General features: G+C 71.7%; 16 protein-coding genes. 11 read left to right on the top strand and 5 right to left on the bottom strand.

All coding sequences use genetic code 11. The features are described 5' to 3' along the window. Positions 1 to 69: 69 nt before the first annotated feature. From IE209_RS05185 to IE209_RS05175, 3 genes are all read right to left on the bottom strand, one after another. Complete coding sequence (locus tag IE209_RS05185; RefSeq protein ID WP_189685874.1) at positions 70 to 501, bottom strand: acyl-CoA thioesterase; 432 nt, start codon at positions 499 to 501, stop codon at positions 70 to 72. Beyond that, on the bottom strand, positions 498 to 1472 hold the full coding sequence (locus IE209_RS05180; protein WP_189685873.1) for a Bug family tripartite tricarboxylate transporter substrate binding protein: 975 nt from the start codon (positions 1470 to 1472) through the stop codon (positions 498 to 500). The genes IE209_RS05185 and IE209_RS05180 overlap by 4 nt, the downstream gene beginning before the upstream one ends. 65 nt (positions 1473 to 1537) lie before the next feature. Beyond that, positions 1538 to 4594, bottom strand: coding sequence for a PAS domain-containing hybrid sensor histidine kinase/response regulator (locus tag IE209_RS05175; RefSeq protein WP_189685872.1), 3057 nt, complete (start codon positions 4592 to 4594; stop codon positions 1538 to 1540). Between the two features lie 416 nt (positions 4595 to 5010). Here IE209_RS05175 and IE209_RS05170 point away from each other — a divergent pair, with 416 nt between their 5' ends. The 7 genes from IE209_RS05170 (at position 5011) to IE209_RS05140 (ending at position 17500) form a co-directional block, all read left to right on the top strand. Beyond that, positions 5011 to 6357, top strand: a complete 1347-nt coding sequence (locus IE209_RS05170) for a GH1 family beta-glucosidase (protein WP_189685871.1) — start codon at positions 5011 to 5013, stop codon at positions 6355 to 6357. Between the two features lie 4 nt (positions 6358 to 6361). Further along, positions 6362 to 7891 (top strand): glucoamylase family protein, encoded by a 1530-nt coding sequence (locus tag IE209_RS05165; protein ID WP_189685870.1) that lies wholly within the window; start codon positions 6362 to 6364, stop codon positions 7889 to 7891. A gap of 139 nt (positions 7892 to 8030) precedes the next feature. Next, complete coding sequence (locus tag IE209_RS05160) at positions 8031 to 9257, top strand: extracellular solute-binding protein (RefSeq protein WP_229882695.1); 1227 nt, start codon at positions 8031 to 8033, stop codon at positions 9255 to 9257. Continuing rightward, the gene (locus IE209_RS05155; protein WP_189685869.1) at positions 9254 to 10129 is read left to right on the top strand and encodes a carbohydrate ABC transporter permease; all 876 of its coding nucleotides are present in this window, start codon (positions 9254 to 9256) and stop codon (positions 10127 to 10129) included. Before IE209_RS05160 ends, IE209_RS05155 begins: the two co-directional genes overlap by 4 nt. Beyond that, positions 10126 to 10953, top strand: a complete 828-nt coding sequence (locus IE209_RS05150) for a carbohydrate ABC transporter permease (RefSeq protein WP_229882694.1) — start codon at positions 10126 to 10128, stop codon at positions 10951 to 10953. The genes IE209_RS05155 and IE209_RS05150 overlap by 4 nt, the downstream gene beginning before the upstream one ends. Continuing rightward, the gene (locus tag IE209_RS05145) at positions 10953 to 14120 is read left to right on the top strand and encodes a discoidin domain-containing protein (RefSeq protein WP_189685868.1); all 3168 of its coding nucleotides are present in this window, start codon (positions 10953 to 10955) and stop codon (positions 14118 to 14120) included. Before IE209_RS05150 ends, IE209_RS05145 begins: the two co-directional genes overlap by 1 nt. Beyond that, positions 14117 to 17500 (top strand): hypothetical protein, encoded by a 3384-nt coding sequence (locus IE209_RS05140; RefSeq protein ID WP_189685867.1) that lies wholly within the window; start codon positions 14117 to 14119, stop codon positions 17498 to 17500. Before IE209_RS05145 ends, IE209_RS05140 begins: the two co-directional genes overlap by 4 nt. Here the strand turns inward: IE209_RS05140 and IE209_RS05135 are convergent. Beyond that, entirely contained in the window at positions 17497 to 18462 is a 966-nt protein-coding gene (locus tag IE209_RS05135) for a Bug family tripartite tricarboxylate transporter substrate binding protein (RefSeq protein WP_189685866.1), read from the bottom strand. The genes IE209_RS05140 and IE209_RS05135 overlap by 4 nt on opposite strands. Before the next feature lie 26 nt (positions 18463 to 18488). Continuing rightward, entirely contained in the window at positions 18489 to 20081 is a 1593-nt protein-coding gene (gene mdlC, locus IE209_RS05130; RefSeq protein WP_189685865.1) for a benzoylformate decarboxylase, read from the bottom strand. Positions 20082 to 20171: 90 nt separating this feature from the next. Here mdlC and IE209_RS05125 point away from each other — a divergent pair, with 90 nt between their 5' ends. The 4 genes from IE209_RS05125 to IE209_RS05110 all read left to right on the top strand — a co-directional run bounded on the left by IE209_RS05125 (position 20172) and on the right by IE209_RS05110 (position 24783). Continuing rightward, complete coding sequence (locus IE209_RS05125; protein WP_189685926.1) at positions 20172 to 21110, top strand: LysR substrate-binding domain-containing protein; 939 nt, start codon at positions 20172 to 20174, stop codon at positions 21108 to 21110. A gap of 163 nt (positions 21111 to 21273) precedes the next feature. Then, positions 21274 to 22806, top strand: coding sequence for an ABC transporter ATP-binding protein (locus IE209_RS05120; RefSeq protein ID WP_189685864.1), 1533 nt, complete (start codon positions 21274 to 21276; stop codon positions 22804 to 22806). Then, the gene (locus tag IE209_RS05115; RefSeq protein WP_189685863.1) at positions 22793 to 23863 is read left to right on the top strand and encodes an ABC transporter permease; all 1071 of its coding nucleotides are present in this window, start codon (positions 22793 to 22795) and stop codon (positions 23861 to 23863) included. The genes IE209_RS05120 and IE209_RS05115 overlap by 14 nt, the downstream gene beginning before the upstream one ends. Beyond that, a complete protein-coding gene (locus IE209_RS05110; RefSeq protein ID WP_189685862.1) occupies positions 23863 to 24783 on the top strand; it encodes an ABC transporter permease in 921 nt (306 codons plus the stop codon). Before IE209_RS05115 ends, IE209_RS05110 begins: the two co-directional genes overlap by 1 nt. Position 24784: the final 1 nt, after the last annotated feature.

Genomic DNA, 24784 nt, shown 5'->3' with positions numbered 1-24784 from the left:
GGGTTGGACCGGCGAAGCATGCACCGGCGCGGGCGCGGGGGGTGGAACGCAGGTGACGCTGCGGCGGCTTCAGCTGCACAGGGCGCGCAGATCCTCCGGGATCGGCACGGCCCGGATGCCGGGTGCATGGTCTTCGCGGTGCGCTGCGAAGATGCGCACCTCGTCGCATTCCATGATGAGCGTCTCGCCGCGCGTGACGCGGTGGCGCATCACGAAGCTGCTGCGCCGCCACTCGGCCACCTGCACCGCGATGTCCAACCGGTCGCCATAGCTGGCCGTGGCGACGAAGCGCGCGTGCGTGTCGACGATGGGCGTGCCCAGGATGCCGCGCGCCTTCTCCAGTTCGTGCCAGGGCGGCATGCCGCAGCTGACGAAGAAATGGTGGCCGGCCGCGTCGATCCAGCGAAAGTAGTTCGGAAACCAGACGATGCGCGCCGGATCGCAGTCGCCGAACTCCACGCGCACGCTGTGCACGACGCTGCGCGCTGCGGCAGCGCTCATGGCTGGTAGCCCGACTTCTGCACCACGGGCGCCCATTGCGCGCGGTAGGCCTTGAGCATGGCGGCCGTCTGCGCCTGCGTGGCGACCACGGGCTGCATGCGCGTGTCGGTGAACTTGCGTTGCGTGTCCGGGTCCTGCATGACCTCGTGGATCGCCGCGGCCAGCCGCGCGGCCTTCTCCGGCGGCATGGTGGCGGGTGCGAAGAAGGTGTTCCAGCCCAGCGCGGCGAGGTCCAGCCCGGCCTCCTTGAAGGTCGGCACGTCGGGCGCGAAGGCCGAGCGTTTGGTGCCGGAGACGGCCAGCACGCGCAGCTTGCCCGCCTCGTGCTGCGGCACCAGCACGTCGAAGGTGTCCACGGCCATGGGCAGCTGGCCGCCGATCAGGTCGGTGATGGCCGGGGCCGAGCCCTTGTAGCCGATGACCTCGGTGCGCACCTTGGCCTTGTCGCCCAGCATCAGCGCGAAGAAGTGCGGCAGGCTGCCGGTGGCCGGCACGCCCACGTTGGCCTGGTTGGGGTTGGCCCGCATCCAGGCCAAGAGGTGCGAGAGTTCCTTGACCGGCACGGCGGTGGACACCGCGAGGCCGAACTCGTAGGCGTTGACGTGCGCGACGGGCACGAAGTCGCGCTCGGCGTCGTAGCCGTTGTCCTTGAACACGAGCGGTGCGACCACCATCACAGCGGGGTTGGCCAGCATCAGCAGGTTCTGGTTCGCGGGCGTGGCCTTGGCCTGCTGGGCCGCCAGGCGGCCGCCCGCGCCGGGCTTGTTCTCCACGAGCACGGGCACGCCCAGCTTGCTGGCCAGCTTGTCGCCGACGATGCGGGCCACGCGGTCGGTCGCGCCGCCGGGCGGGTAGCCTACGACGATGCGCAGCGGGCCGCCGTCCAGCGGCTGGGCGAAGGCGGGGGCGGCTGCGCAGGCGGCCAGTGCGAACTGGACCAGCCGGCGGCGGGTGAAAGGCTTGGACGGCATGGAGCTCCTTGGGAATCGGTGAGGCGGCCGGATGTTACGTGGCCGGGCGGGCCGCTCTGCCGTCGCTAGACAGCGATGCCGTGGGTCTGCACCGCGCCGCGCAATTGGTCCAGCGCCACGTCGAACTCGTAGTCCTGCAACGCGCGCGCGACACGGGCTGTCGCGCCTTCGCCCAGCAGTTGGCGCAGGGCCGGGCGGTGGGTGTTGAAGTAGTCGCCGGCGTCGCTGTCGCTGGCCTGCAGCAGCGCGGCGAGTCGGCTGGCGTGCTGCGCGAGTTCGGCCGGCGTGGCGGCGGCGGTCGCGGGCTCTTCGGACGGCGCGGCGGACGGTGCCAAAGCGGCGCGCAGCCCCGTGGTCGCTGCAGCCAGCTGCTGCTCGAAACCGGCCAGCGCCTGGGCATGCGGCGCGCCCTGGCCGATCGCGGCTTCCAGCGCCTGCGCTTGCTGCTGCAGGGGGCCGAAGCCCAGGTTGCCGGCCACGCCGCGCACGGTGTGGGCGATGCGCTCGGCCGCGGCCACGTCCTGCGCGGCCAGCGCGGCCGCGATGCGGGCGCCGGCGTCGGCCTGCCGCTCGTGGAACTGCTGCAGCAGACGCAGGTACAGCGCAGGGTTGCCGCCCACGCGGGACAGGCCGGCCGCGGTGTCCAGCCCCGCCAGCACGGGCAGGGCTGGCGCCGCGGCGGCCGGCGGCGGGGCCACGGGCCGGCGCGGCGCGTCGCCGCGCGGCTGCACCCAGCGCGCCAGCGTCCGCAGCATGGCGGGCGGGTCGATCGGCTTGGTGATGTGGTCCACCATGCCCGCGGCCAGGCAGCGCTCGCGCTCCTCGACCATGGCGTGGGCGGTCATCGCGATGATGGGCAGCTGCGCGAAGCGGGCGTCGCCGCGGATCCGCGCGGTCGCCTGCATGCCGTCCATCACGGGCATCTGCAGGTCCATCAGCACCGCGTCGAAGGCCGCGCCGGTGGCCAGCTGGTCCAGCGCCAGCTGGCCGTTGGCGGCCACCGTCACGGCGGCGCCGGCGCTCTCCAGCAGTTCCACGGCGATCTGCTGGTTGATCTCGTTGTCCTCGGCCAGCAGCAGACGCACGCCGCGCAGCGGCAGGGGCTCCAGCGCCTCGGGCGTCGGCACGGTCGCCGGGCGCGCGCCCTCGGCCACGCCCAGGCGCAGGCTGAACCAGAAGCGGCTTCCGCGCCCGGGCACGGAGTCCACGGCGATGGTGCCGCCCATGGCCTCGACCAGACGCTTGCTGATGGTCAGCCCCAGGCCGGTGCCGCCGTACTTGCGCGTGGTCGAACCGTCCGCCTGCGAGAAGGCCTGGAACAAGCGCGCCGTCTGCGCGGCGTCCATGCCGATGCCGCTATCGCGCACTTCCAGCTGCAGCCGCACGCCGTCGGCCAGGCGCTCGAGCAGCTGCACCTGCACGGCCACATGGCCTTGCTCGGTGAACTTGATCGCGTTGCCGACCAGGTTGGTCACCACCTGGCCCAGCCGCAGCGGGTCCCCGACCAGCGCGGGCGGCACGTCGGGCGCCATGTCGACCGTCAGCGCCAGGCCCTTCTCGCCGGCCTTGCCCTCCAGCAACGTGCGGACGTTGGCCAGCACCTGGGCCAGTTCGAAGGGCACATGCTCGATCTCCAGCTTGCCGGCCTCGATCTTGGAGAAGTCCAGGATGTCGTTGACGATGCCCAGCAGCGCCGTGCCGGCACCGTGCACCTTGGCGATGTAGTCGCGCTGGCGCGGCGTGAGGCCGGTCTTGAGCGCCAGGTGCGACATGCCGATGATGGCGTTCATGGGCGTGCGGATCTCGTGGCTCATGTTGGCCAGGAACATGGACTTGGCCTGCGTGGCCTCGTCGGCCAGCCGCTTGGCCTCGCGCAGCGCTTCGGCGGTCCGGTTCTCCTCGGTCACGTCTTCCATGACCCAGACGCTGCCGTGCGTGGAGTTCGGGTCGATGTAGCGCGCCTGCATGCGGCACCAGAACGGCGTGCCGTCCTTGCGCTGCAGCAGCAGGTCGTGCCGGCTGCTCTGGCCGATGCGTTCGTTGGCGATGCGCCGGCCCTCGGCATAGGCTTCGTCGCTGGCATACCAGATGCGCGTGGGCTTGCCTTCCAGTTCGCCGGGTTCGTAGCCGAAGATTTCCTCGAGCCGCCGGTTGCAGCGCAGGATCACGCCCTCGCGCAGGATGCCGATGCCCACGCTGGCCGCCTCGAAGATCGCCAGCTGCGCCTTGTGCGCCACGCGCAGCGCCTCCTCCGAGCGTTTGCGCTCGGTGATGTCGTCGATCATCCAGATCGTGGCGTACTGGTAGCCCGGGTGGCTGATCGCGCGCGCGCGGGCATAGGCGTCGAAGGTGCTGCCGTCCTGGCGCGCGGCCTTCCACTCGCCGCTGAAGACCTGGCCCGCGGCGAAGGCCTTGCCCACTTCGGCTCCGAAGCGCTTGAGCTCGGCCTCGTCGGGGTACAGGCAAGCGCTGGCGCGGCCGACCAGGCTGTCCGTGTCGGCGAAGCCGAACATCTCGGCGAAGCGCGGGTTGGCGCGCAGCAACTTGCCGTCGCCGGTGTAGACGATGCCCACCTGCAGGTTCTGCAGCAGCAGCTCCTGCTCGGCCGCCAGCGCGCGCAGCCGCTCGGCGGCGGCGTGCTCCTCGGTGTTGTCGCTGATCCAGGTCACGCGCAGCATCTCGCCGGCGATGCGCACGCGGGCCGAATCCACGAGACCCCAGAACTCGCTGCCGTCCTTGCGCCGAAAGCGCGTCTCGCAGTGGCGCAGCGCGCCGTCGCCCTGCATCTGGGCGAACAGCCGGGCGCGCGCGGCCGCACCATCTGCATGCACATCGTCGGCGACCAGCGTGCCGAGTTCGTCACGGGTATAGCCGAACAGCTGCAGCCATTGGCTGTTGGCGTGGCGCACGCGGTCGTTGCGGTCGGTCACGACCAGGCTGGCCTGGCCGGTCTCGGTCAGCGTGCGCATGAAGGCTTCGCTTTCCGACAGGGCCGCGGCGCGCCGCTCGGTGTCGGCCTGCAGCGCGCGCAGGGCCCGCTGCGCCGCGGACTGCCGCCACAGCGCTGCCGCGGCGATGCCGAACAGGACCAGCGCCAGCGTGCCGAGGGCCACTTCGTTCATGTGTCTCCAGCCCGGTCGCGGGCATGCGGCCTGTGGGGCCATTGGACGGTGCGGACTCCGTCGACGGCTTGGCCGGAGCGCTTCAAGCGCGGATTAGCACATGGAATCGAACGAAGTTCGAGCTTTATATGGCATTCCTGCAGTACTAACAAGTTGTAACTTGTCGCCCGTCCCAGGCCGGCCGGAGGCAGTGTTTACGACCATGGCGCAGCGCGGGAGGGCGGCGCACACTCGCGGGCACCGTTTGTCGTTCGACTGCCAACCGTTCAGGCGGAAGGGCTTGTCAGGTCGACGGCCCGACCGCCACCATGGGGCTGCCGGTGCCGGCGGGCCGGGCCCGAAGGCGACGCAAGCGGAAGGTCGGCATGTCCTGGGGCGTGCAGGCTGGATGGGCATCTGTAGAACGGGTGGATGGCATGGCATTCCCAGACGGTTTCCTGTGGGGCGCGGCGACGGCCGCCTACCAGATCGAGGGTTCCCCCCTGGCCGATGGAGCCGGGGCCTCGATCTGGCACCGCTTCTGCCACACGCCGGGCCTCGTGCACGGCGGCGACACGGGCGATGTGGCCTGCGACCACTACCGCCGCTGGCCCGAGGACATCGCGCTGATGCGGCGGCTGGGCTTGCAGAGCTACCGCTTCAGCATCGCCTGGGGCCGCGTGCTGCCGCAGGGCACGGGCACCGCGAACAGCGCCGGCCTGGACTTCTACGAACGCCTGGTCGACCAGTTGCTCGAGGCCGGCATCGCCCCCAACGCCACGCTGTACCACTGGGACCTGCCGGCGGCCCTGGACGACCGCGGCGGCTGGCTCAACCGCGACAGCGCCGACTGGTTCGCCGAATACGCCGATCTGGTGTTCCGGCGCCTGGACGGCCGCGTGAAGATGTGGACCACGCTCAACGAGCCCTGGGTCGTGATGGATGGCGGCTACCTCTCGGGCGCGCTCGCGCCCGGGCACCGCAACCTGTTCGAAGCGCCCATCGTGGCGCACAACCTGCTGCGCGCCCACGGCAAGGCGGTGCAGGCCTACCGGGCCAGCGGCGCGCACCGCATCGGCCTGGTTGTGAACCTGGAACCCAAATACCCGGCCTCCGATGCGCCGCAGGACCGGGTCGCCACGCGCCGCGCCCATGCCTACATGAACCGGCACTTCATGGACCCGGTGTTCCGCGGCCGCTACGACGCGGTGCTGGTCCGCATGTTCGGCGCGGCCTGGCCGGCGTTTCCGGCGTCGGACCTGGACCTCATCCGGACCCCGATCGACTTCCTGGGCATCAACTACTACACGCGCAACGTGGTGCGCGACGATGCGGGCCGCTTTCCGCTGCCGGTGGAGCGGCCCGTGCAGCGCGGCGCCACCTACACGGAGACCGGCTGGGAGGTGTTCCCCCAGGGTCTGCTGGACACGCTGAACTGGGTGCGCACGCGCTACGGCAACCCGCCCGTCTACATCACCGAGAACGGCGCGGCCTTCGACGACCCGCCGGTGGCGCAGGGTGGGGCGGTGCACGACGCGCTGCGCACGGACTACCTGCGCCAGCACCTGCGCGTGCTGCACCGGGCCATCGCCGAGGGCTGCGACCTGCGCGGCTACTACGCCTGGTCGCTGCTGGACAACCTGGAGTGGGCGCACGGCTATTCCAAGCGCTTCGGCCTCGTGCACGTGGACTACCGCAACCAGCGGCGCACGCTCAAGGACAGCGGTGCCTGGTATGCGCGCGTGATCGCCAGCAATGGCCAATGCCTGTTCGACGAGGAGTGATGCCATGACCTTCCGCCTGCACTCCCCCGCCGCGGCCTCGCGGCGCCAGTTCTGCCTGGCCGCACTGGCCGCCGCCGGCGGCCCGGTGCTGGCGCACACGCCCGCCGGTGCCGCCGCGGCAGCGCCGGACTTCGCGTTCGACAGGCTGCAGCGCCAGACCTTCAACTACTTCTGGGAGACGGCCCATCCGGTGACGGGGCTGGTGCCCGACCGCTTTCCCTCGCCCTCGTTCTGCAGCATCGCCGCGGTCGGCTTCGGTCTCACGGCCTACGGCATCGGCGCCGAGCGCGGCTATGTGCGGCGCGCGCAGGCCGCGGCGCGCACGCGCAGGACGCTGCGCTTCCTGCTCAACGCGCCGCAGGGCGAGGCGGAGCGGGGCATGGCCGGCTACCGCGGCTTCTTCTACCGTTTCCTCGACCTGTCCAGCGGGCGGCGCTACGGGCAGATCGAGCTGTCCAGCGTGGACACCGCACTGCTGATGGCCGGCGTGCTGTTCGCAGGCCAGTACTTCGATGGCGACGACCCGGTCGAGCAGGACATCCGTCGCACCAGCGCGGCCCTGTACGAACGGGTGGACTGGAGCTGGATGCAACCGCGCGCGCCGGCCATCGCCCATGGCTGGCTGCCGGATGTGCGCAAGGCGCCCGCGGACCTGCGCGTCTCGGGCCGCGACCACAGCGCCACGGCGCAGGCGCGCCATGCCGGTTTCCTGAGCCTGGACTGGGTCGGCTACAACGAGGCCATGCTGGTCTACATCCTCGCGCTGGGCTCGCCCACCCATCCCGCGCGCGGCGACGCCTACGCGGCCTGGACGCGCGGCTACGCAGACCACTGGGGTGCGGTCGAAGGCCAGACGCACCTGAGCTTCGGCCCGCTGTTCGGCCACCAGTACAGCCAGGTCTGGCTGGATCTGCGCGGCGTCGGCGATGCCTTCATGCGCAGAAAGGGCCTGGACTACTTCGAGAACTCGCGCCGTGCCGCCTATGCGCACCAGGCCTATGCCGAACGCAACCCGCTGGGCTGGAAGGGCTACGGCAGCAGCATGTGGGGCCTGGCCGCCTGCAACGGCCCGGCCGACGTGGTGCGCAGCGTCAAGGGTGCACCGCGGCGCTTTCGCACCTACGCGGCGCGCGGCGTGGGGCTGGACGGCATCGTGGACGACGGCACGATCACGCCCACGGCCGTCGCCGCATCGCTGCCGTTCGCGCCCGAGATCGTGTTGCCGACGCTGGCCAGCATGGTGCGCCAGCACGGCCCGTACATCATGGGCTCGTACGGCTTCTTCGACGCCTTCAACCAGAGCGTGCCGGCCGATGTGACGCTCAGGCACGGCAGCATCAAGCCGGGGTTCGGCTGGGTGGACACCGACTACCTGGGCATCGACCAGGGGCCGATCGTGGCCATGTTCGAGAACCACCGCAGCGGCCTGGTCTGGGAACGCATGCGCAGTCACCCCGCGGTGCGGCTGGGGCTGGAGCGGGCCGGGTTCGAGGGCGGCTGGCTCAGCGAGGGCGACGCGGACGAGGTGTCGTGAGCGCAGCGCCGGGCCGCCCCAAGCAAGCTCGCTCCCGCTTGGCGGGACAGGCCGCAGGCCGAAGGGTGCACCAGTGACCAGCATGCGTCGGCGTGCGCTGTTGCAGGGTGTCGGCGCGTCGATCGCGTTAAGTGGTTGTATGGGCTCCTCCAGCGGGCAGCCCCTGCAGTTCTGGGCCATGGGCCGCGAGGCTGAGGTCGTCAAGGAGCTGCTGCCGGGCTTCGCGCAGCGCCATCCTGGCATCTCTGTGCAGGTCCAGCAGATCCCCTGGTCCTCCGCGCACGAGAAGCTGCTCACGGCCTACGTGGGCAACAGCCTGCCCGACGTGTTCCAGCTCGGCAACACCTGGATCGCGGAGATGGCCCAGCTCGGTGTGCTGGCGCCGGTCCAGGCGCGGGTGGACACGGAGGACTATTTTCCCGGCATCCTGGCCACCAACCGGGCCGCGCGCATCGCCTCGCGTGGGACCACCAGCGCACCGGCCCTGCTGGGGCTGCCCTGGTACGTGGACACGCGCTTGCTGTTCTACCGCCGCGACCTGCTGGCGCAGGCCGGTTTCACGCGGATGGCGCAGGACTGGGGCGACTGGTCGCAACTGCTCGAGGCGCTGAAGGCCAGGCTCGCGGGCCGCGGCCGGCCGGTGTTCCTGGCCGTCAACGAGTTCGAGCCGCTGTTGGCACTGGCGCTGCAACAGGACGAAAGCCTGCTGCGCGCGCAGGACACGCGCGGCAACTTCGCCAACCCCGGCTTCGGCCGTGCGCTGGACTTCTACAGCGCCTTCTTCCGCCGCGGCTGGGCCGACCTGCAGGGCAAGGAGCAGATCGGCAACCTGTGGACCGAATTCGGCCAAGGCCGCTTCGCATGCTTCGTCTCCGGGCCCTGGAGCATGGGCGAGCTCGGGCGCCGGCTGCCGCCGCAGCAGCAGGCCAGCTGGGGCTGTGCACCCCTGCCCGGGCCGCAGGGGCCGGGCGCCTCGATCGCCGGCGGTGCCAGCCTCGTGGTGCACAAGCACAGCCCGCGGCAGGACGCGGCCTGGCGCCTGGTCGAGTACATGGGCGAACCTGCAGTGCAGGCGCGCTTCCATGCGTTGACCGGCAACCTGCCGGCGCGCCGCAGCGCCTGGCCGCTGGCCGGGCTCGACACCGACGCACGCGCCCTGGCGTTCGCCGACCAGCTGCAGCGCGTCAAGCCGGCGCCGGCCGTGCTGGAGTGGGAGCGCATCGCCGTGGCGATGCAGCGCGCGGCCGAGCAGCTGGTGCGCGGCCAGGGCGCGCCGGCGCCGCTGCTGGCTGCGCTCGATGCAGAGGTCGATGGCATCCTGGCCAAGCGCCGCTGGCTGCTGCAAGGCCCCGAGGCGCGTGCATGACGCAGCGATGGGTCGCCTGGGTGTTCGCTGGCCCCGCGCTCGCGCTGATCGCCGTGTTCTTCCTGTTGCCCGTGCTCATGGCTTTCCTGCTCAGCCTCACGGACTTCGATCTCTACGCGCTGGCCGACCCGCGCCAGCTGCGCTTCGTGGGCCTGCAGAACTACCTGGCCCTGCTGCGCTCGGCGGAGTTCTGGAACGCGCTCGCCAACACGCTGTACTTCGTGCTGCTCGGCGTGCCGCTGTCGCTGGGGCTGTCGCTGGCGTGCGCGCTGCTGCTGCACGCGGCCGCGGCGCGCCTGCAGGGCTTCTTCCGCACGGCGGTGTTCGCGCCCGTGGTCGCGACCATGGTGGCCGTGGCCGTGATCTGGCGCTACCTGCTGCACACGCGCTACGGCTGGGTCAACCATCTGCTGGCGCAGGTCGGCATCGCGCCCGTGGACTGGCTCGGCGATCCGCGCTGGTCCATGCCGGCCATCGTGCTGTTCGCGGTCTGGAAGAACTTCGGCTACAACGCCGTGATCCTGCTGGCCGGGCTGCAGGCCATCCCGCGCGAGCTCTACGAGGCGGCGGCGGTGGACGGCGCCGGCGCCTGGCAGCGTTTTCGGCGCGTGACGCTGCCGCTGCTGGCGCCCGCGCTGGGCATGGTGGGCATCCTCACCGTCACAGGCTATTTCCAGCTGTTCGGCGAGCCCTATGTGATGACCCAGGGCGGGCCGGCGCGCAGCACCGTCAGCGTGCTCTACCTGATGTACGAGGAAGGCTTCAAGTGGTGGAACCTAGGCTCGGCCAGCGCCGTGGCCTTCCTGCTGTTCGTGCTCATGATGGCCTGCACGGGCACCCTGCTGGCGCTGCGCCGCTGGAGGCGCTGGTGAACGGTCGGACCACCCTGGGGCAGGGCATCGCCGTCCACGGCCTCTTGCTGCTAATCGCGCTGTTCGCGCTGAGCCCGCTGGTCTGGATGCTCAGCGTCTCGTTCATGGCCCCCGGCGAGGCCAGCACGGTGCCGCCGCCCTTGTTGCCGGCCGAGCCCACGCTGCAGAACTACCGTGCGCTGTTCGCGCTGCAGGGCCTGTGGCGCACCATCGCCAACAGCGTGCTGCTGGCCGGTGCCAGCACGCTGCTCTCGCTGGCCTTCAACAGCGCCGCGGGCTACGCCTTCGCCAAGCTCGCGTTCAAGGGCAAGGAACGCATCTTTCAGCTGCTCGTGAGCGCGCTGGTCATCCCGGGCCAGGTCGCCATGCTGCCGCTGTTCCTGCTGCTCAAGAACATGGGCCTGGTCAACACCTACCTGGGCGTGCTGGTTCCCGGCATGGCCAGCATCTTCGGCATCTTCCTGATCCGCCGCCAGGCCGAGACCATCCCCGACGAGCTGCTGGATGCCGCGCGCGTGGACGGCGCGGGCGAGTTCTACATCTTCCGGCGCATCGTGCTGCCCTTGCTGCGCCCCGCGCTCGCCACGCTGGCCGTGCTGACCTTTCTCGGCAGCTGGAACGACTTCATGTGGCCGCTGATCGTGCTGACCGGCGACCGCCTGCACACGCTGCCGCTGGCGCTGGCCTCGCTCTCGCGCGAGCACGTGCAGGACAGCGAACTCATGATGGCCGGCGCCGTCGTGACCGTTCTGCCCGTGCTGCTGCTGTTCCTGTGCACGCAGCGCTTCTACGTGAGCGGCATCCTGTCGGGCGGGGTCAAGTGATGCGGTGGCTGGCGCTGCTGCTCTGTGCCTGGCTGCTGCCCTGGCCGTCGCAGGCGCGCGTGCTCGCCGATTTCGCGGACCTGCAGGCCTGGCAGCTGGCGGCCACTGACCAGGTGCAGGCCGAACTCCTGCCCGCACCGGACGGCGGCAGCGCGGCCTGCGTGCGCTACGACTTCGGCCGCGTCGCGGGCTATGTGGCCTTGGGTCGCGCACTGCCGATGGCCTTCGACGGCAACTTCGCGCTCACGCTCGCGGTGCGCGGGCAGGGCGCCCTCTCTGCCCTCGAACTCAAACTCGTCGACGCGAGCGGCCTGAACGTCTGGTGGCACCGGCGCACGGACTTCGTGGCACCGGCGCAGTGGACGCCGCTTCCCACTCGGCGCCGGCACATCGCGTTCGCCTGGGGCCCTGCGGCGGACAAGACGCTGCGCCACACCGAGCGCGTCGAGCTGGTGCTGGTGGGCGCGCAGGGTGCGCGCGGTGCGCTGTGCTTCGACGCGCTGGCCATCACCCCGCTGCCGGAGCCGCCCGCACGGTGGCCCGAGCCCGTCTGGCAGACCGGCACCGATGCGCCGCAGGCCTTGCCCTGGCACGCCGGTGCGCCTGCAGCCGGCCGGCCGCTGGTGCTGCAGACCGACTTCGGCCGGCCGCGCGAGTTCAGCGGCCTGGTGCTGCACTGGGCGAGCGGCCAGCACGCCAGCCGCTACCGCGTCGAGGGTTCGCTGGATGGGCGGGACTGGTGGCCGGTGCAGCGGGTGGCGGCCGGCCTGGGCGGCGCCGAGGTGCTCCACACCCCGGAGCAGGAAGCGCGGCAGCTGCGTCTGGTGCTCGAGCAGGGGGCAGGCGAGCGCCTCGCGCTGCAACGCGTCGAGGTGCTGGCGGCCGGCGCCTTGGACTCGCCGAACGCCCTGGTCGACAAGCAGGCCGCGTTCTCTGCACGCGGACAGTTTCCGCGCGGGTTCAGCGGGGAGCAGGCCTACTGGACCGTGCTGGGCGTGCCTGGGGGGGGCCAGCAGGCGCTGATGTCCGAAGACGGCGCCGTGGAACCGATGAAGGCCGGTCCCTCGCTCGAACCTTTCGTCGAGGTCGACGGCCAGCTGCATGGCTGGGCCGATGTGCAGCTGGCGCAGGGCCTCGCGCGCGGCCATCTGCCGATCCCGCAGGTCACGTGGGTGCACCCGCGGTTCGGCCTCCAAACGACAGCCCTCGCCGACGAAGCCGGTGGCCTGCAGACGCAGGTGCGCTACCGGGTGCACAACCCCGCACGGCGGGCGCAGACCATGACGCTGTGGCTCGCGCTGCGCCCGTTCCAGGTCAATCCGCCGACGCAGTTCCTGAACGTGCCGGGCGGTGTCGCGCCGCTGCACCGCCTGGACTGGCACGACGGCGTGCTGGCGCGCGATGGCCAGCCGGTGCTCATGACCACCACCCGGCCCACGCGGCTGCTGTTCGGCCAGGGCGGCGCGGGCGGCCTACGGGCACTGCGCGAGCCGGCCGATGCCGATGGCGCCGTGCATTGGGAGGACCCGCAAGGGTTCGCCGCGGTGGCGCTGCAGTACGCGCTGCAGCTGCCGCCCGGCGCCAGCCGCGACATCGTGGTCGTGCTGCCGCAGGCCGGGCCGGCCCGGTTGCCGCGGGGCGTGGCGCCGGCCGCATGGTTCGAGACGGCGCGCCAGCGCAGCGCCGCCCAATGGACCGCGCGGCTGAACCGCACCGGCCTGCGGATCGAAGGCGACACGCAGGGCCTGGCCGACACGGTGCGTGCGGCCCAGGCCCACATCCTGATCAACCTGCAGGGCGCGGCGATCCGGCCTGGCACGCGCGCGTATGCGCGCTCCTGGATCCGCGACGGCGCGATGACCGGTGCCGCGCTGGCCAGCCTGGGCCATGCCGAGGTGGTGCGGGCCTACGCCGACTGGTTCACGCCGCAGCTCTTCGCCAACGGCAAGGTGCCCTGCTGCATCGATGCGCGCGGCGCCGATCCGGTGCCCGAGAACGACAGCATGGGCGCCTACCTGCACCTGCTGGCCACCACCTGGCGGCACACCGGCGACCTGGACTGGCTGCGCCGGCAGTGGCCGGCCGCCAGCAAGGTGCTCCGCTACATGGACGGCCTGCGGGCCGAGGAGGGCACGCAGAAGAACGGCACGCCCGAGCGCAGCCTCTACCTCGGCCTGCTGCCACCCTCCATCAGCCACGAAGGCTATTCCGACCAGGCCGCCTATGCGTACTGGGACAACTTCTGGGGCCTCTTGGGCTATGCCGATGGCGTGGCCATGGCGCAGGCGCTGGGCGACACGGCGGCCGCGGCGCACTGGCAGGCGCAGCTGGCCGATTTCCAGCGCGACGTGCTGGCGTCCATCGCCCAGGCGCAGCACCGGTACGGCATGGCCGCGATCCCGGGCGCGGCCGACCGCGGCGACTTCGACGCGACCTCCACCACCGTGGCCCTGGCACCGGCCGGCCTGCAGGGTGTGCTGCCGCCGGCTGCGCTGCAGGCCACCTTCGCGCAGTACTGGCGCAACTTCACGGAGCGCCGCGACGGTCCCCCCACCTGGGATGCCTACACCCCGTATGAATGGCGCACCGTCGGCACGTTGCTGCGCCTGGGCGAGCGCGCGCGTGCGCTGGCCGCAGCCGACTACTTCCTGCGCGACCGCCGTCCGCTGGGCTGGCGGCAGTGGGCCGAGGTCGTCGGCCGCGACCCGCGCGCGCCGCGCTTCGTCGGCGACATGCCGCATGGCTGGGTGGCGTCGGACTTCCTGCGCGCCGCGCTGGACCTGTTCGCCTACCAGGCGCCCGAGCGCGCGGCCTGGGTGCTCGGCGCGGGCGTGGCGCCGGCCTGGCTGCAGGGCCAGGGCCTCGCACTGCGCGCGCTGCACACGCCGCTCGGGCCACTGAGCTACCGCGCCCGCCGCGCAGGCGCGACCACCACCGTGGACATCGCAGGCGGCATGCAGCCGCCTGCCGGCGGGCTGGTCATCGCGCTGCCCGACGGCGCGGCACCTGGGCGCGCCAGCATCGACGGCCGGCCGTTGGCCTGCCTGCCGGCCGCCGGCCTCGTGGTGCACCGCTTGCCGGCCCGCGTGCGCTACACGGCCGCTGCCGGCGGGCGCAGCCTGCCGCCCTGCCCATCCCTCCACCGTCTGCCCCTTTCGTCCCCATGAGCGCTTCCTCCGAGCTTGTGCTGAACAGCCCCGGCGGCCTGTCGGCGACCTTCCATGCCAACGGCACGCTGCACCGCCTGGACTTCGGCGACACCACCCTCCAGCTCTTCGCCGGCCATGCGCTCGAAGCGGCAACCACGGCCCTGTGGCTGCGCCGCCGCCAGGACGGCGCGGTGCTGGACAGCCTGAACCTGCTGTCGCCGGACAGCGGTGCGCAGTGGCGCCTGCATGCCGGGGCGTGGCAGGCGCGTGGGAACTGGGGTGCTCTGCGCTACGCGGTGCGGCTCCAACTGCATGCCAGCGCGCCGGTCTGGTCCTGGCAGGTCGACCTGCACAACGCGGGCGACAGTGCGCAGACGGTGGACCTCGTGCTGCTGCAGGACGTCGCGCTGGCGCCCTATGGCGCCGTCCGCATCAACGAGTACTACGTCAGCCAGTACCTGGACCATGTGCCGCTGGACCATCCCTGGCGTGGCACGGTGCTGGCGACACGGCAGAACCTGGCGGGCGCGGGCCAGCGCCATCCCTGGCTGCTGCTGGGTTCGCTGCGGCGTGCGGTCGGCTACGCGACGGACGCCCTGCAGTCCATCGGCCTGGGCTGGCGCAGCGGCGCCTCCCCTGTGGTCGCCACGGCCGATTTGCCCAACCAGCGTCTGCAGCACGAGCACGCCATGCTGGCGCTGCAGGACGCGCCCTGCGTGCTGCCCGCGCAGGCCGGTGCGCGGCTGGGCTTCTTCGCCGGCGTGCAGGCCGACCACCCCCAGGCCACCGGCGCGGCCGACCTGGCCCAGGCCGATGCCTGGGCGGCGCTGGCGGCGGCTGCGCCGGCACCGGCCGAGCCGGGCCCGCCCTGGCGCGCGGCCGCGCCCAGCCTGTTCACGCGGGCCGCCGACCTGGCGACGCACGCGCTGTCCGAGTCGGAGCTGGCCCAGCGGTTTGCACTGCCGTGGCGCCAGGTGGAGCGCGACGCCGAAGGGCGGCTGCTGTCCTTCTTCGCGGCCTTCGGCACCCATGTGGCGCTGCCGCGCAAGGAAAGCCAGACACTGCGCCCGCATGGCCAGATCTTGCGCACGGGCGCGCACCTGGTGCCCGACGAGCGCAGCCTGACCAGCACCTGCTGGATGGGCGGGGTGTTCCATTCCATGGTGACCCAGGGCCATGTGAGCAGCAACCGGCTGCTGTCCACCGTGCGCAGCTACCTGGGTCTGCACCGCGGCAGCGGGCAGCGGGTGCTGGTGGAGATCGGCGGGCAATGGCGGCTGCTGGGGCTGCCCTCGGCCTTCGCCATGTCCGCCGGGCAGTGCGCGTGGATCTATGCCCATGCGCAGGGCGTGCTGACGGTCCGCGCCAGCGCCGCGACCGAGGACCATGCGCTGTCGCTCGCGCTGCAGGTGGACGCCGGGCCCGCGGTGCGCTTCCTCGTCACGCACCACCTGGCGCTGCAGGGCGACGACGGGCTCGCGCCGGGCATGCCCGCGTGGCGGCGCGGCGCGGACGGCGCGGTGACCGTGGCGCCCGCGCCCGGCAGCGCCGCGCAGCGGCAGTACCCGGGCGGCAGCTTCGCATTGCAGCCGGACGCAGGCAGCGCGGCGCTGCTGGAGCATGTGGGTGCGGACGAGCTGCTGTACCTGGACGGGCGATCGCGCGACCAGCCCTTTTTGTGCCTGCGGACGCTGCCGTGCGCCGTCTTCGGCCTGACGCTGCGCTCCGAGCTGCTCGGCCCGCTGGCCGCGCCCGATGCCGCCTTGCCCCGCCTGCCTGCGCTGCGCCTGCCTGAGCTGGAACTGCCGCCGGGCACGGCCCGACCCAGACTGTCGGCGCTGGCCGAGTGGCTGCCCTGGCTGCAGGACAACGCGCTCGTGCACTACCTCGCGCCGCGCGGACTGGAGCAGTACACCGGCGGCGGCTGGGGCACGCGCGACGTGAGCCAGGGCCCGGTGGAACTGCTGCTGGCGCACGGCTGCCTGCCGCCGCTGCGCGACCTCCTGCTGCGCGTGTTCGCCGAGCAGCAGCCCGATGGCGACTGGCCGCAGTGGTTCATGTTCTTCGCGCGCGACCGCCACGTGCGCGCCGGCGACTCGCACGGCGACATCGTGTTCTGGCCGCTCGTGGCGCTGGGGCAGTACCTGCAGGCCGCGGGCGACGGTGGCGTGCTCGACGAGCGGCTGCCGTTCTTCCACCCCGAGGGCCCCGCGCAAGCCGAGCAGGCCACGGTCTGGCAGCACGTGCAGCGTGCGCTGGGCGTCATCGCGCAGCGGCGCATCCCGGCCACCCGGCTGGCCGCCTACGGCCATGGCGACTGGAACGATGCGCTGCAGCCGGCCGACCCGGCGCTGCGCGAGCGGCTGTGCAGTGCCTGGACCGTGACGCTGCACTACCAGATGCTGCGCACGCTGGGGCAGGGGCTGCAGGCCCTGGGCCGCACGGACCAGGCCGATGCGCTGGCCGTACAGGCCCAGGCGGTGCTGCAAGACTTCCAGCAGCAGCTCATGCCCGATGGCGTGCTGGCAGGCTACGCCCTGTTCGAGGCCGCCGGCGCGCCGCGCTACCTGCTGCATCCATGCGACGCGCTGACGGGCGCCCATTACAGCCTGCTGCCCATGGTCCACGCCGTCATCAACGAGATGCTGGACCCGGACCAGGCGGCTCAGCACCTGGCTTTGGTCCGCACGCACCTGCTGGGCCCCGATGGCGCCCGCCTGTTCGACCGCCCGCTGGCCTACCGCGGCGGCCCGCAGACCCTGTTCCAGCGGGCCGAGAGCGCCAGCTTCTTCGGCCGCGAGATCGGCCTCATGTACACCCACGCCCACCTGCGCTACGCCGAGGCGCTCGCGCAGCATGGCGACGCCGAGGCCTTCTTCGAGGCCCTGTGCCAGGCCAACCCGATCGGCATGCAGACTTGGCTGCCGCAGGCGCGGCTGCGCCAGGCCAACTGCTACTACTCGAGTTCCGATGCAGCGTTCAATGACCGCTACGAGGCCGCGGCGCGTTACGACCGATTGCTTGCCGGCGAAGTGGCCGTGCAGGGCGGCTGGCGCGTGTACTCCAGCGGCGCAGGCATCGCGCTGAGCCTGGTCGTGCGCCAGCTGCTGGGCCTGCGCGGCAGCCACGACGCCGTCCACTTCGACCCGGTGATGCCGCGGGGCCTGGACGGCCTGGTCGCCCAGGCTTGCCTGCGCGGCACCGCTGTGCAGGTGCGTTACCGCGTCGGACCACGCGGCTGCGGCGTGCAGCAGCTGGCGTTGAACGGGCGGCCGCTGGCATTCACGCGGCTCGCCAACCGCTACCGCCCGGGCCCGGCCAGTGTGGCGCTGACCGACTGGATGGACGCACTCGCGCAGGCTGGGGGCGGCGCCACGCTGGAGATCGTGCTGGGCTAATCCCCGCGGATGCCGCGCGCCTTGATGATGGCCCCGAAGCGTTTGGAGTCCTCTTCCGCGCGCTGGTGGAACTGCTCGGGCGTCAGCGGCAATGCCTCGCCACCGAGCGCCAGCATGCGTTCGCGCAGCGGCGCCGTCTGCAGGATGCGGTTGATCTCGCGGTTCAGCCGCGCGATCACCTCGGCCGGCGTGCCGGCCGGCGCGTAGAAGCCGAACACCGTGTCTGCGTCGAAGCCCTTGAGCCCGGCCTCGTCCAGCGTGGGCACCTCGGGGAAGGCCGGCGAGCGCTTGGGGCTGCCCACCGCCAGCAGGCGCAGCTTGCCGGCGCGCACCTGGTTCAGGCCGATGCCGGGATCGAAGAAGTAGTCGATCTGGCCGGCCAGCAGGTCCTGCAGTGCGGGCGCGGCGCCCCGGTAGGGCACGTGCACGGAGAACACGTTGGCCTGCGCCTTCATCATCTCGCCGGCCAGGTGCGGCGAGCTGCCGTTGCCGGGCGAGCCGTAGGAGAGCTTGCCTGGGTTGGCCTTCAGGTAGGCGATGAATTCGGCGATGTTCCTGGGCGGCAGGTCGGGCCGCACGAGCAGGTAGACCAGCACGCGCGCGGCCGAGGCCACGGGCACGATGTCGCGCACCGGGTCGAACGGCATGCGGGCATAGATGTGCGGATTCACCGAGACCATGCCGCCCGAGCTCATGAGCAGGGTGTAGCCGTCCGGCGCGGCCTTGGCCACGGCCTCGCCGCCGATGTTGCCGTTGGCGCCGCCGCGGTTCTCCACGACCACGGGCTGGCCCAGGGCTTCGGACAGCGGGGTGCCGACCGCCCGCGCGATCTGGTCGGCCGCACCGCCGGGCGGGAAGTTCACGACCACGCGGATCGGCTTGGCGGGCCAGGCCTGGGCATGGGCGCGAATGACAGAGAACGCGGCCAGGCTGGCCAGGGCGGTTCGGCGGGGAATGGTCATGCTTGTCTCCTTTTTTGTGGTGTGGTTCAGTCCACGTCGATTTCCAGCAGCGTCGGCGTGGTCGCGGCCAGCGCCTGCGGCAGCAGGCGTTCCAGCGCTTGGCCATCGGCCGCGCGCAGCCCCTGGCAGCCATGGCCGTGGGCCAGCGCCACGAAGTCCAGGTCGGGCAGGGCGGTGCCGGGCAGCTCGGCGCCGGCCGCGAAGCCGAAGGCCGGCGCGAACATGTTGAGCGCCGCGTAGCTGCGGTTCTTGAGGATCAGCACCGTGAGCGGCAGCCGCAGCTGGGCCGCGCTCCACAGCGCCTGGATCGCGTACATGGCCGAGCCGTCGCCGACCAGCGCGATCACGCGCTGGCCGGGCCGGCCCAGCGCTACGCCCACGGCGGCCGGCAGGCTGTAGCCCAGGCCGCCGCTGCACATGGTGTAGAAGCTGGCGGCCGCGCGCATGGGCAGCTGCTGCTGCATGGTCGGGCGCGCGCTGGGCGCTTCCTCGACCACCACGGCGTCCGCCGGCCGCAACTGGTCGAGCCGGTGCAGCACCCAGGCGGTGGACGGGCGTTGGCCCGCCGCGGGGGCCGGCGGCACCGGGGCCGGCTGGCGGGCGGGCGGCGGCTCGCGGTGGGCCGTGGCGCTTGCCGGCCGGGCCAGCAGGTCCTCGAGCGCGAGCCGGATGTTGCCGACCACCGCCAGGCCCACGGGTGCCCAGGCCGCGACCTGCGGGTCGTCGACGATCTGCGCCAGGCTGGCGCCCGCCGGCAGGTGCGGGCCGGCCCCCTCCACGTGGTAGGTGAAGGCCGGCGCGCCGAGCGCGAGCACGAAGTCGTGCCCGGCCAGCTTGGCGACGATCTGCTCGCGCATGGCCGGCAGGAAGCCGGCGAACAGCGGGTGGTCTTCCGGAAAGCCGGCGCGGCCCGACATGGGCGCGATCCACACGCGCGCCTGGTGGCGCTCGGCCAGCGCCACGGTGGCGTCCCAGGCGCCGGCGCGGTCGGTGGCGGCCCCGACCACCAGGGCCGGCCGGCGGCTGGCCTCCAGCAACTGGCCGATCCGTTCGAGCAGGGCCGGGTCGGGCCGCGCCACCTGGCTCACCGTGCGCGCCAGCACCGGCTCGGTCGGCCGCGCCCAGTCGTCGGCCGGAATCGACACCAGCACCGGGCCCTTGGGCTCCTGCATGGCGATGTAGTAGGCGCGCGCGATGGCCAGCGGCACGTCCTCGGCCCGGGCGGGCTCCACGCTCCACTTGACATAGGGCTTGGGCAGCTCGGTCGCCTGGGCCGAGAACAGGAAGGGCTCGAACGGCAGGATGGAGCGCGCCTGTTGGCCGGCCGTGATGACCATGGGCGTGCGGTTCTTGTGCGCCGTGAAGATGTTGCCCATGGCGTGGCCGACGCCGGCGGCCGAGTGCAGGTTGACGAAGGCCGCATTGCCCGTGGCCTGGGCGTAGCCGTCGGCCATGCCCACGACCACGGATTCCTGCAGGCCCAGGACGTAGCGGAAGTCGTCCGGGAAGTCGAGGAACAGCGGTAGCTCGGTCGAGCCGGGGTTGCCGAAGATGGTGTCGATGCCGAAGCTGCGCAGCAGCGCGAGCACGGCTTCGCGGACGGTGGGTTGGTCGGACATGGAAGCAGCCGCAAGAGATCGAAGCCTGCGATCTTCGGTCTGCCAGCTCATGCCATCAATAAAATGATTCGGATAAGAACCATGCATCCGATGCATATCAACGCACTTGACCTCAACCTGCTGCGCCTGTTCGACGCGATCGGCCGCACGCGCAACGTGAGCCGCGCGGCCGAGCTGCTGGACATCACCCAGCCCGCGGCGAGCCAGGGTCTGGCGCGGCTGCGCACGCTGCTGCACGACCCGCTGTTCGTGCGCGCGGGCGCCGGCGTGCGGCCCACGCCCAAGGCCGAGGCGCTGGGCAGCGCGGTGCGCGAGGCGCTGGCCATCCTGGAGCAGGCGCTGCACGCGCAGGCCAGCTTCGATCCGGCCAGCGCGCGCCAGGTGTTCCGCCTGCACCTGTCCGACATCGGCGAGGCGCGCTTCCTGCCCGAACTCATGGCCGCGCTGCTGCGCGCCGCGCCGGGCGTGCGCGTGGAGACCATGCCGCTGCCCGCGGCCGAGATCGCGCCCGCGCTGGACGACGGCCGCATCGACCTGGCCTTCGGCTTCCTGCCCCAGGTGCAGGGCACGGAGCAGGTGGCCTTGCTGCGCGACCGCTACGTCGTGCTGCTGCGCGAAGGCCATCCGTCGCTGCGCACGCGCCGCAAGGTTGGCGATGGACTGGCCTGGCTGCGCGGGCTGGAGCTGGTGGCCGTGCGCACGCACTCGGACACCTTGCGCATCCTCGAACTGCTGCAGCTGCAGGACCGGCTGCGCCTGACCACGCACCACTTCCTCGTGCTGCCGGCCATCGTGCGCGCAACCGATCTGGCGGTGGTGATGCCGCGCAACATCGCGCTGGGCTTCGCGGAGCAGGGCGGCTACGCCCTCGTGGAGCCGGCGCTGCCGCTGGCGGAGTTCACGGTGTCGCTGCACTGGAGCCGGCGCCATGCGAACGAACCGGCGCGGGCATGGCTGCGGGAGTTCGTCGTACAGCTCTTCGGCTACGCCCGGGCTGCACCCACCCATCGGGTTTCCCCGGTCCGTTGAGGGGGGCGTCCGCCGGTCCGGGCCATGGCGGGCGCCCTTAACATCGCGCCCACGCTCGGTTTTGGTGCACGACCGGCGGGGAAGGGCCGCTGCAAGGTGGCATCGACCTTGCTGGTGTGACCGAAACACATCCAAGACCCGCCCAGAGGTGCTTCCGCTGCCCATGACCATTCCCCGCTTGGCGCTCGCCAACATCACCAAGGCCTACCCGGCCGTTGTGGCCAACAGCGATGTCTCGCTGACCGTGATGCCCGGCGAGACCCACGCCGTGCTCGGCGAGAACGGCGCCGGCAAGTCCACGCTCATGAAGATCATCTACGGCTCGGTCAAACCCGACCAGGGCACGGTGACCTTCGACGGCCGCGAGGTGCACATCCGCAACCCGCAGGAGGCGCGCGCGCTGGGCATCAGCATGGTGTTCCAGCACTTCAGCCTGTTCGACACGCTGACCGTGGCCGAGAACGTCTGGCTGGGGCTGGACAAGCACCTGAAGCTGGCCGAGGTCACGCAGCGCATCACGGCCAAGGCCGGCGAGTACGGCCTGGACATCGATCCCAGCCGGCCCGTGCACACGCTGTCGGTCGGCGAGATGCAGCGCGTGGAGATCATCCGCGCGCTGCTGACCGACCCCAAGCTCTTGATCCTGGACGAGCCCACCTCGGTGCTGACGCCGCAGGCGGTCGAGAAGCTGTTCGTGGTGCTCAAGAAGCTTGCGGCCGAAGGCTGCAGCATCCTGTACATCAGCCACAAGCTGCACGAGATCCGCGAACTCTGCACGGCCTGCACGGTGTTGCGCGGCGGCAAGGTCACGGGCGTGTGCAACCCGCGCGAGGAGAGCAATGCCTCGCTGAGCCGGCTCATGATCGGCGCGGAGCCGCCGGCGCTGCAGCACCGCGAGAGCCAGGCCGGCGCCACCGTGCTGCAGGTGCAGGGCCTCACGCTCGCGCGCGAAGACCAGTTCGGCGTGGACCTGGAAGGCATCGCCCTGGACGTGCGCGCGGGCGAAGTGGTCGGCATCGCGGGCGTCTCGGGCAACGGGCAAAAGGAACTGCTCTATGCGCTGTCGGGCGAGGACTGCCGCGCCGAGCCGGCCATGGTGCGCATCTTCGGCCAGGACGCGGCCCGCCTGCGCCCGGGCCGCCGGCGCGCACTGGGCCTGCATTTCGTGCCGGAGGAACGCCTGGGCCGCGGCGCGGTGCCCACGCTGAGCCTGGCGCACAACCTGCTGCTCACACGCAACGACGCCGTGGCCAGGAGCGGCTGGATCCGCGTGCGCCGGCTCACCGAACAGGCACGCGAGACGATCGCGCGCTACAAGGTCAAGGCGGGCGGGCCGCAGTCTGCCGCCAAGTCGCTGTCGGGCGGCAATCTGCAGAAGTTCATCGTCGGGCGCGAGATCGACGCCAATCCAAAGCTCCTGATCGTCTCGCAGCCGACCTGGGGCGTGGATGTGGGCGCGGCCGCGCAGATCCGCGGCGCCATCCTCGCGCTGCGCGACGCGGGCTGCGCCGTGCTCGTGGTCAGCGAGGAGCTGGACGAGCTGTTCGAGATCAGCGACCGGCTCTACGTGATCGCCAAGGGCCGTCTCTCCCCGTCCGTGGCGCGCGCGCAGGCGACCGTGCCGCAGATCGGCGAGTGGATGTCCGGCCTGTGGACCGGTTCCGCGGTGGGGGAGGCGCAGCATGCTCAAGCTTGAAGCCCGCCCCGAACCCTCGAAGTTCTGGAGCTTCGGTTCGCCATTGCTGGCGCTCGCGATCACGGTGGGGATCGGCACGCTGCTGTTCATCGCGCTGGGCAAGGACCCGCTGCGCGGCCTCGGCGTGTTCTTCTGGGAGCCGCTGCGCAACGCCTACGCGCTGGGCGAACTCATGGTCAAGGCCACGCCGCTGCTCATCATCGCGCTGGGGCTGGCGGTGTGCTTTCGCTCCAACGTCTGGAACATCGGTGCCGAGGGGCAGTTCGTGATCGGCGCCATCTGTGCAGGTTGTGTCGCCTTGACGGCCGGCAAGGGCAGCTCGGGGTGGATCGTCGTGCCGATTCTCTTGGCCGGCATCCTGGGCGGCATGCTCTGGGCCGGCATCGTGGCGCTGCTGCGCGACCGCTTCAACGCGAGCGAGATCCTCGTGAGCCTGATGCTGGTCTACGTGGCGATCCAGTTCCTGGGCTACCTCGTGCAGGGGCCGCTCAAGGATCCGATGGGCTACAACTTCCCGCAGAGCAAGACCTTCGAGGCCGTCACGCAGATCCCGCGTCTCATGAAGGGCTCGCGCGTGAGCATCGGCCTGGTGATCGCGCTGCTCGGCGCGGGCGCGCTGTGGATCTTCCTGTTCCGCACGCGGGCCGGCTTCGCGCAGCAGGTCGGTGGCCTCGCGCCGGCGGCGGCGCGCTACGCGGGCTTCTCGTCGCGGCGCGCGCTGTGGATCGCGCTCTTGACCTCCGGCGGCGCGGCGGGCCTGGCCGGTGCGCTCGAGGTGGCCGGCCCGATCGGCCAGCTCACGCCCTACGTGCCGGCGGGCTACGGCTTCGCCGCCATCATCGTGGCCTTCGTCGGCCGCCTGCATCCCGTCGGCATGGTGTTCTCGGCCATCCTCATGAGCATGTTCTACATCGGCGGCGAACTCGCGCAATCGCGCCTGGGCCTGCCCAAGTCGCTGACGGGCGTGTTCCAGGGCCTCTTGCTGTTCACGCTGCTGGCCTGCGACACGCTGATCGCCTACCGCGTGCGCATCACGGGTCTGCGGAGGGCCGCGTGATGGACGCGTACGCACTCTTGCTGGCCGCCACGCTCAACGCGGGCACCGTGCTCGCGCTCGCGGCGCTGGGCCTGCTCATCAACGAGAAGGCCGGGATCATCAACCTGGGCGCCGAGGGCATGATGCTCTGCGCCGCCATCGCCGGCTTCGCGGCCGCCGTGCACAGCGGCAGCACCTGGGTGGGCTTTGCGGCCGGCATGGCGGCCGGCGCGGCCATGGCGGCAGCCTTCGGCGTGCTCGTGATCTGGTTCAACACCAACCAGTACGCCACGGGCCTGGCGCTGAGCCTGTTCGGCAGCGGCTTCTCGGCCTTCGTGGGCGTGGGCTACGTGCAGGAGAAGCTGCCGCCCTCGCCGCAGTACGCGATTCCCGTGCTGGCCGACATCCCGTGGTTCGGGCCGGCGCTGTTCCGCCACCATCCCATGGTCTACATCGCCGTGCTGTTCACGTTCGCGCTGATCTGGTTCCTGATGCGCACGCGCGCGGGGCTGGTGCTGCGCTCGGTCGGCGAGTCGCCCGAGTCTTCCCACGCACTGGGCTACCCGGTGCGGCGCATCCGCTTCCTCGCCGTGCTGGCGGGCGGCGCGCTGTGCGGGCTGGCGGGCAGCTATTTGTCGGTGGTCTACACGCCGCTGTGGGTCGAGGGCATGGTGGCCGGCAACGGCTGGATCGCGCTGGCGCTGACGACGTTTGCCACCTGGCGGCCCGCGCGCGTGCTGCTGGGTGCCTACCTGTTCGGCGGCGTGGGCCAGCTGGGCTTCTTCCTGCAGAGCCAGGGCGTGCAGGTGCCCAGCCAGTTCCTGTCGATGCTGCAGTACCTCGCGCCCGTGGTGGTGCTGGCCATCATCTCGCGCAACCCCGCATGGATCCGGGCCAACATGCCCAACTCCATCGGGAAGCCCTTCTACCCCGGCTCATAAT

Origin of the sequence: Pseudorhodoferax aquiterrae (genome assembly GCF_014652235.1) — a bacterium.
In the GTDB taxonomy this organism is placed as follows: domain Bacteria; phylum Pseudomonadota; class Gammaproteobacteria; order Burkholderiales; family Burkholderiaceae_C; genus Pseudorhodoferax; species Pseudorhodoferax aquiterrae.
This window is presented reverse-complemented; position numbering and strand designations above follow the sequence as displayed.

Excerpts from the sequence above, each read along its gene's own strand:
- IE209_RS05185 (WP_189685874.1), bottom strand. The coding sequence starts at position 501 with ATGAGCGCTGCCGCAGCGCGCAGCGTCGTGCACAGCGTGCGCGTGGAG.
- IE209_RS05180 (WP_189685873.1), bottom strand. The coding sequence starts at position 1,472 with ATGCCGTCCAAGCCTTTCACCCGCCGCCGGCTGGTCCAGTTCGCACTG.
- IE209_RS05175 (WP_189685872.1), bottom strand. The coding sequence starts at position 4,594 with ATGAACGAAGTGGCCCTCGGCACGCTGGCGCTGGTCCTGTTCGGCATC.
- IE209_RS05170 (WP_189685871.1), top strand. The coding sequence starts at position 5,011 with ATGGCATTCCCAGACGGTTTCCTGTGGGGCGCGGCGACGGCCGCCTAC.
- IE209_RS05165 (WP_189685870.1), top strand. The coding sequence starts at position 6,362 with ATGACCTTCCGCCTGCACTCCCCCGCCGCGGCCTCGCGGCGCCAGTTC.
- IE209_RS05160 (WP_229882695.1), top strand. The coding sequence starts at position 8,031 with ATGGGCTCCTCCAGCGGGCAGCCCCTGCAGTTCTGGGCCATGGGCCGC.
- IE209_RS05155 (WP_189685869.1), top strand. The coding sequence starts at position 9,254 with ATGACGCAGCGATGGGTCGCCTGGGTGTTCGCTGGCCCCGCGCTCGCG.
- IE209_RS05145 (WP_189685868.1), top strand. The coding sequence starts at position 10,953 with ATGCGGTGGCTGGCGCTGCTGCTCTGTGCCTGGCTGCTGCCCTGGCCG.
- IE209_RS05140 (WP_189685867.1), top strand. The coding sequence starts at position 14,117 with ATGAGCGCTTCCTCCGAGCTTGTGCTGAACAGCCCCGGCGGCCTGTCG.
- IE209_RS05135 (WP_189685866.1), bottom strand. The coding sequence starts at position 18,462 with ATGACCATTCCCCGCCGAACCGCCCTGGCCAGCCTGGCCGCGTTCTCT.
- mdlC (WP_189685865.1), bottom strand. The coding sequence starts at position 20,081 with ATGTCCGACCAACCCACCGTCCGCGAAGCCGTGCTCGCGCTGCTGCGC.
- IE209_RS05125 (WP_189685926.1), top strand. The coding sequence starts at position 20,172 with ATGCATATCAACGCACTTGACCTCAACCTGCTGCGCCTGTTCGACGCG.
- IE209_RS05120 (WP_189685864.1), top strand. The coding sequence starts at position 21,274 with ATGACCATTCCCCGCTTGGCGCTCGCCAACATCACCAAGGCCTACCCG.
- IE209_RS05115 (WP_189685863.1), top strand. The coding sequence starts at position 22,793 with ATGCTCAAGCTTGAAGCCCGCCCCGAACCCTCGAAGTTCTGGAGCTTC.
- IE209_RS05110 (WP_189685862.1), top strand. The coding sequence starts at position 23,863 with ATGGACGCGTACGCACTCTTGCTGGCCGCCACGCTCAACGCGGGCACC.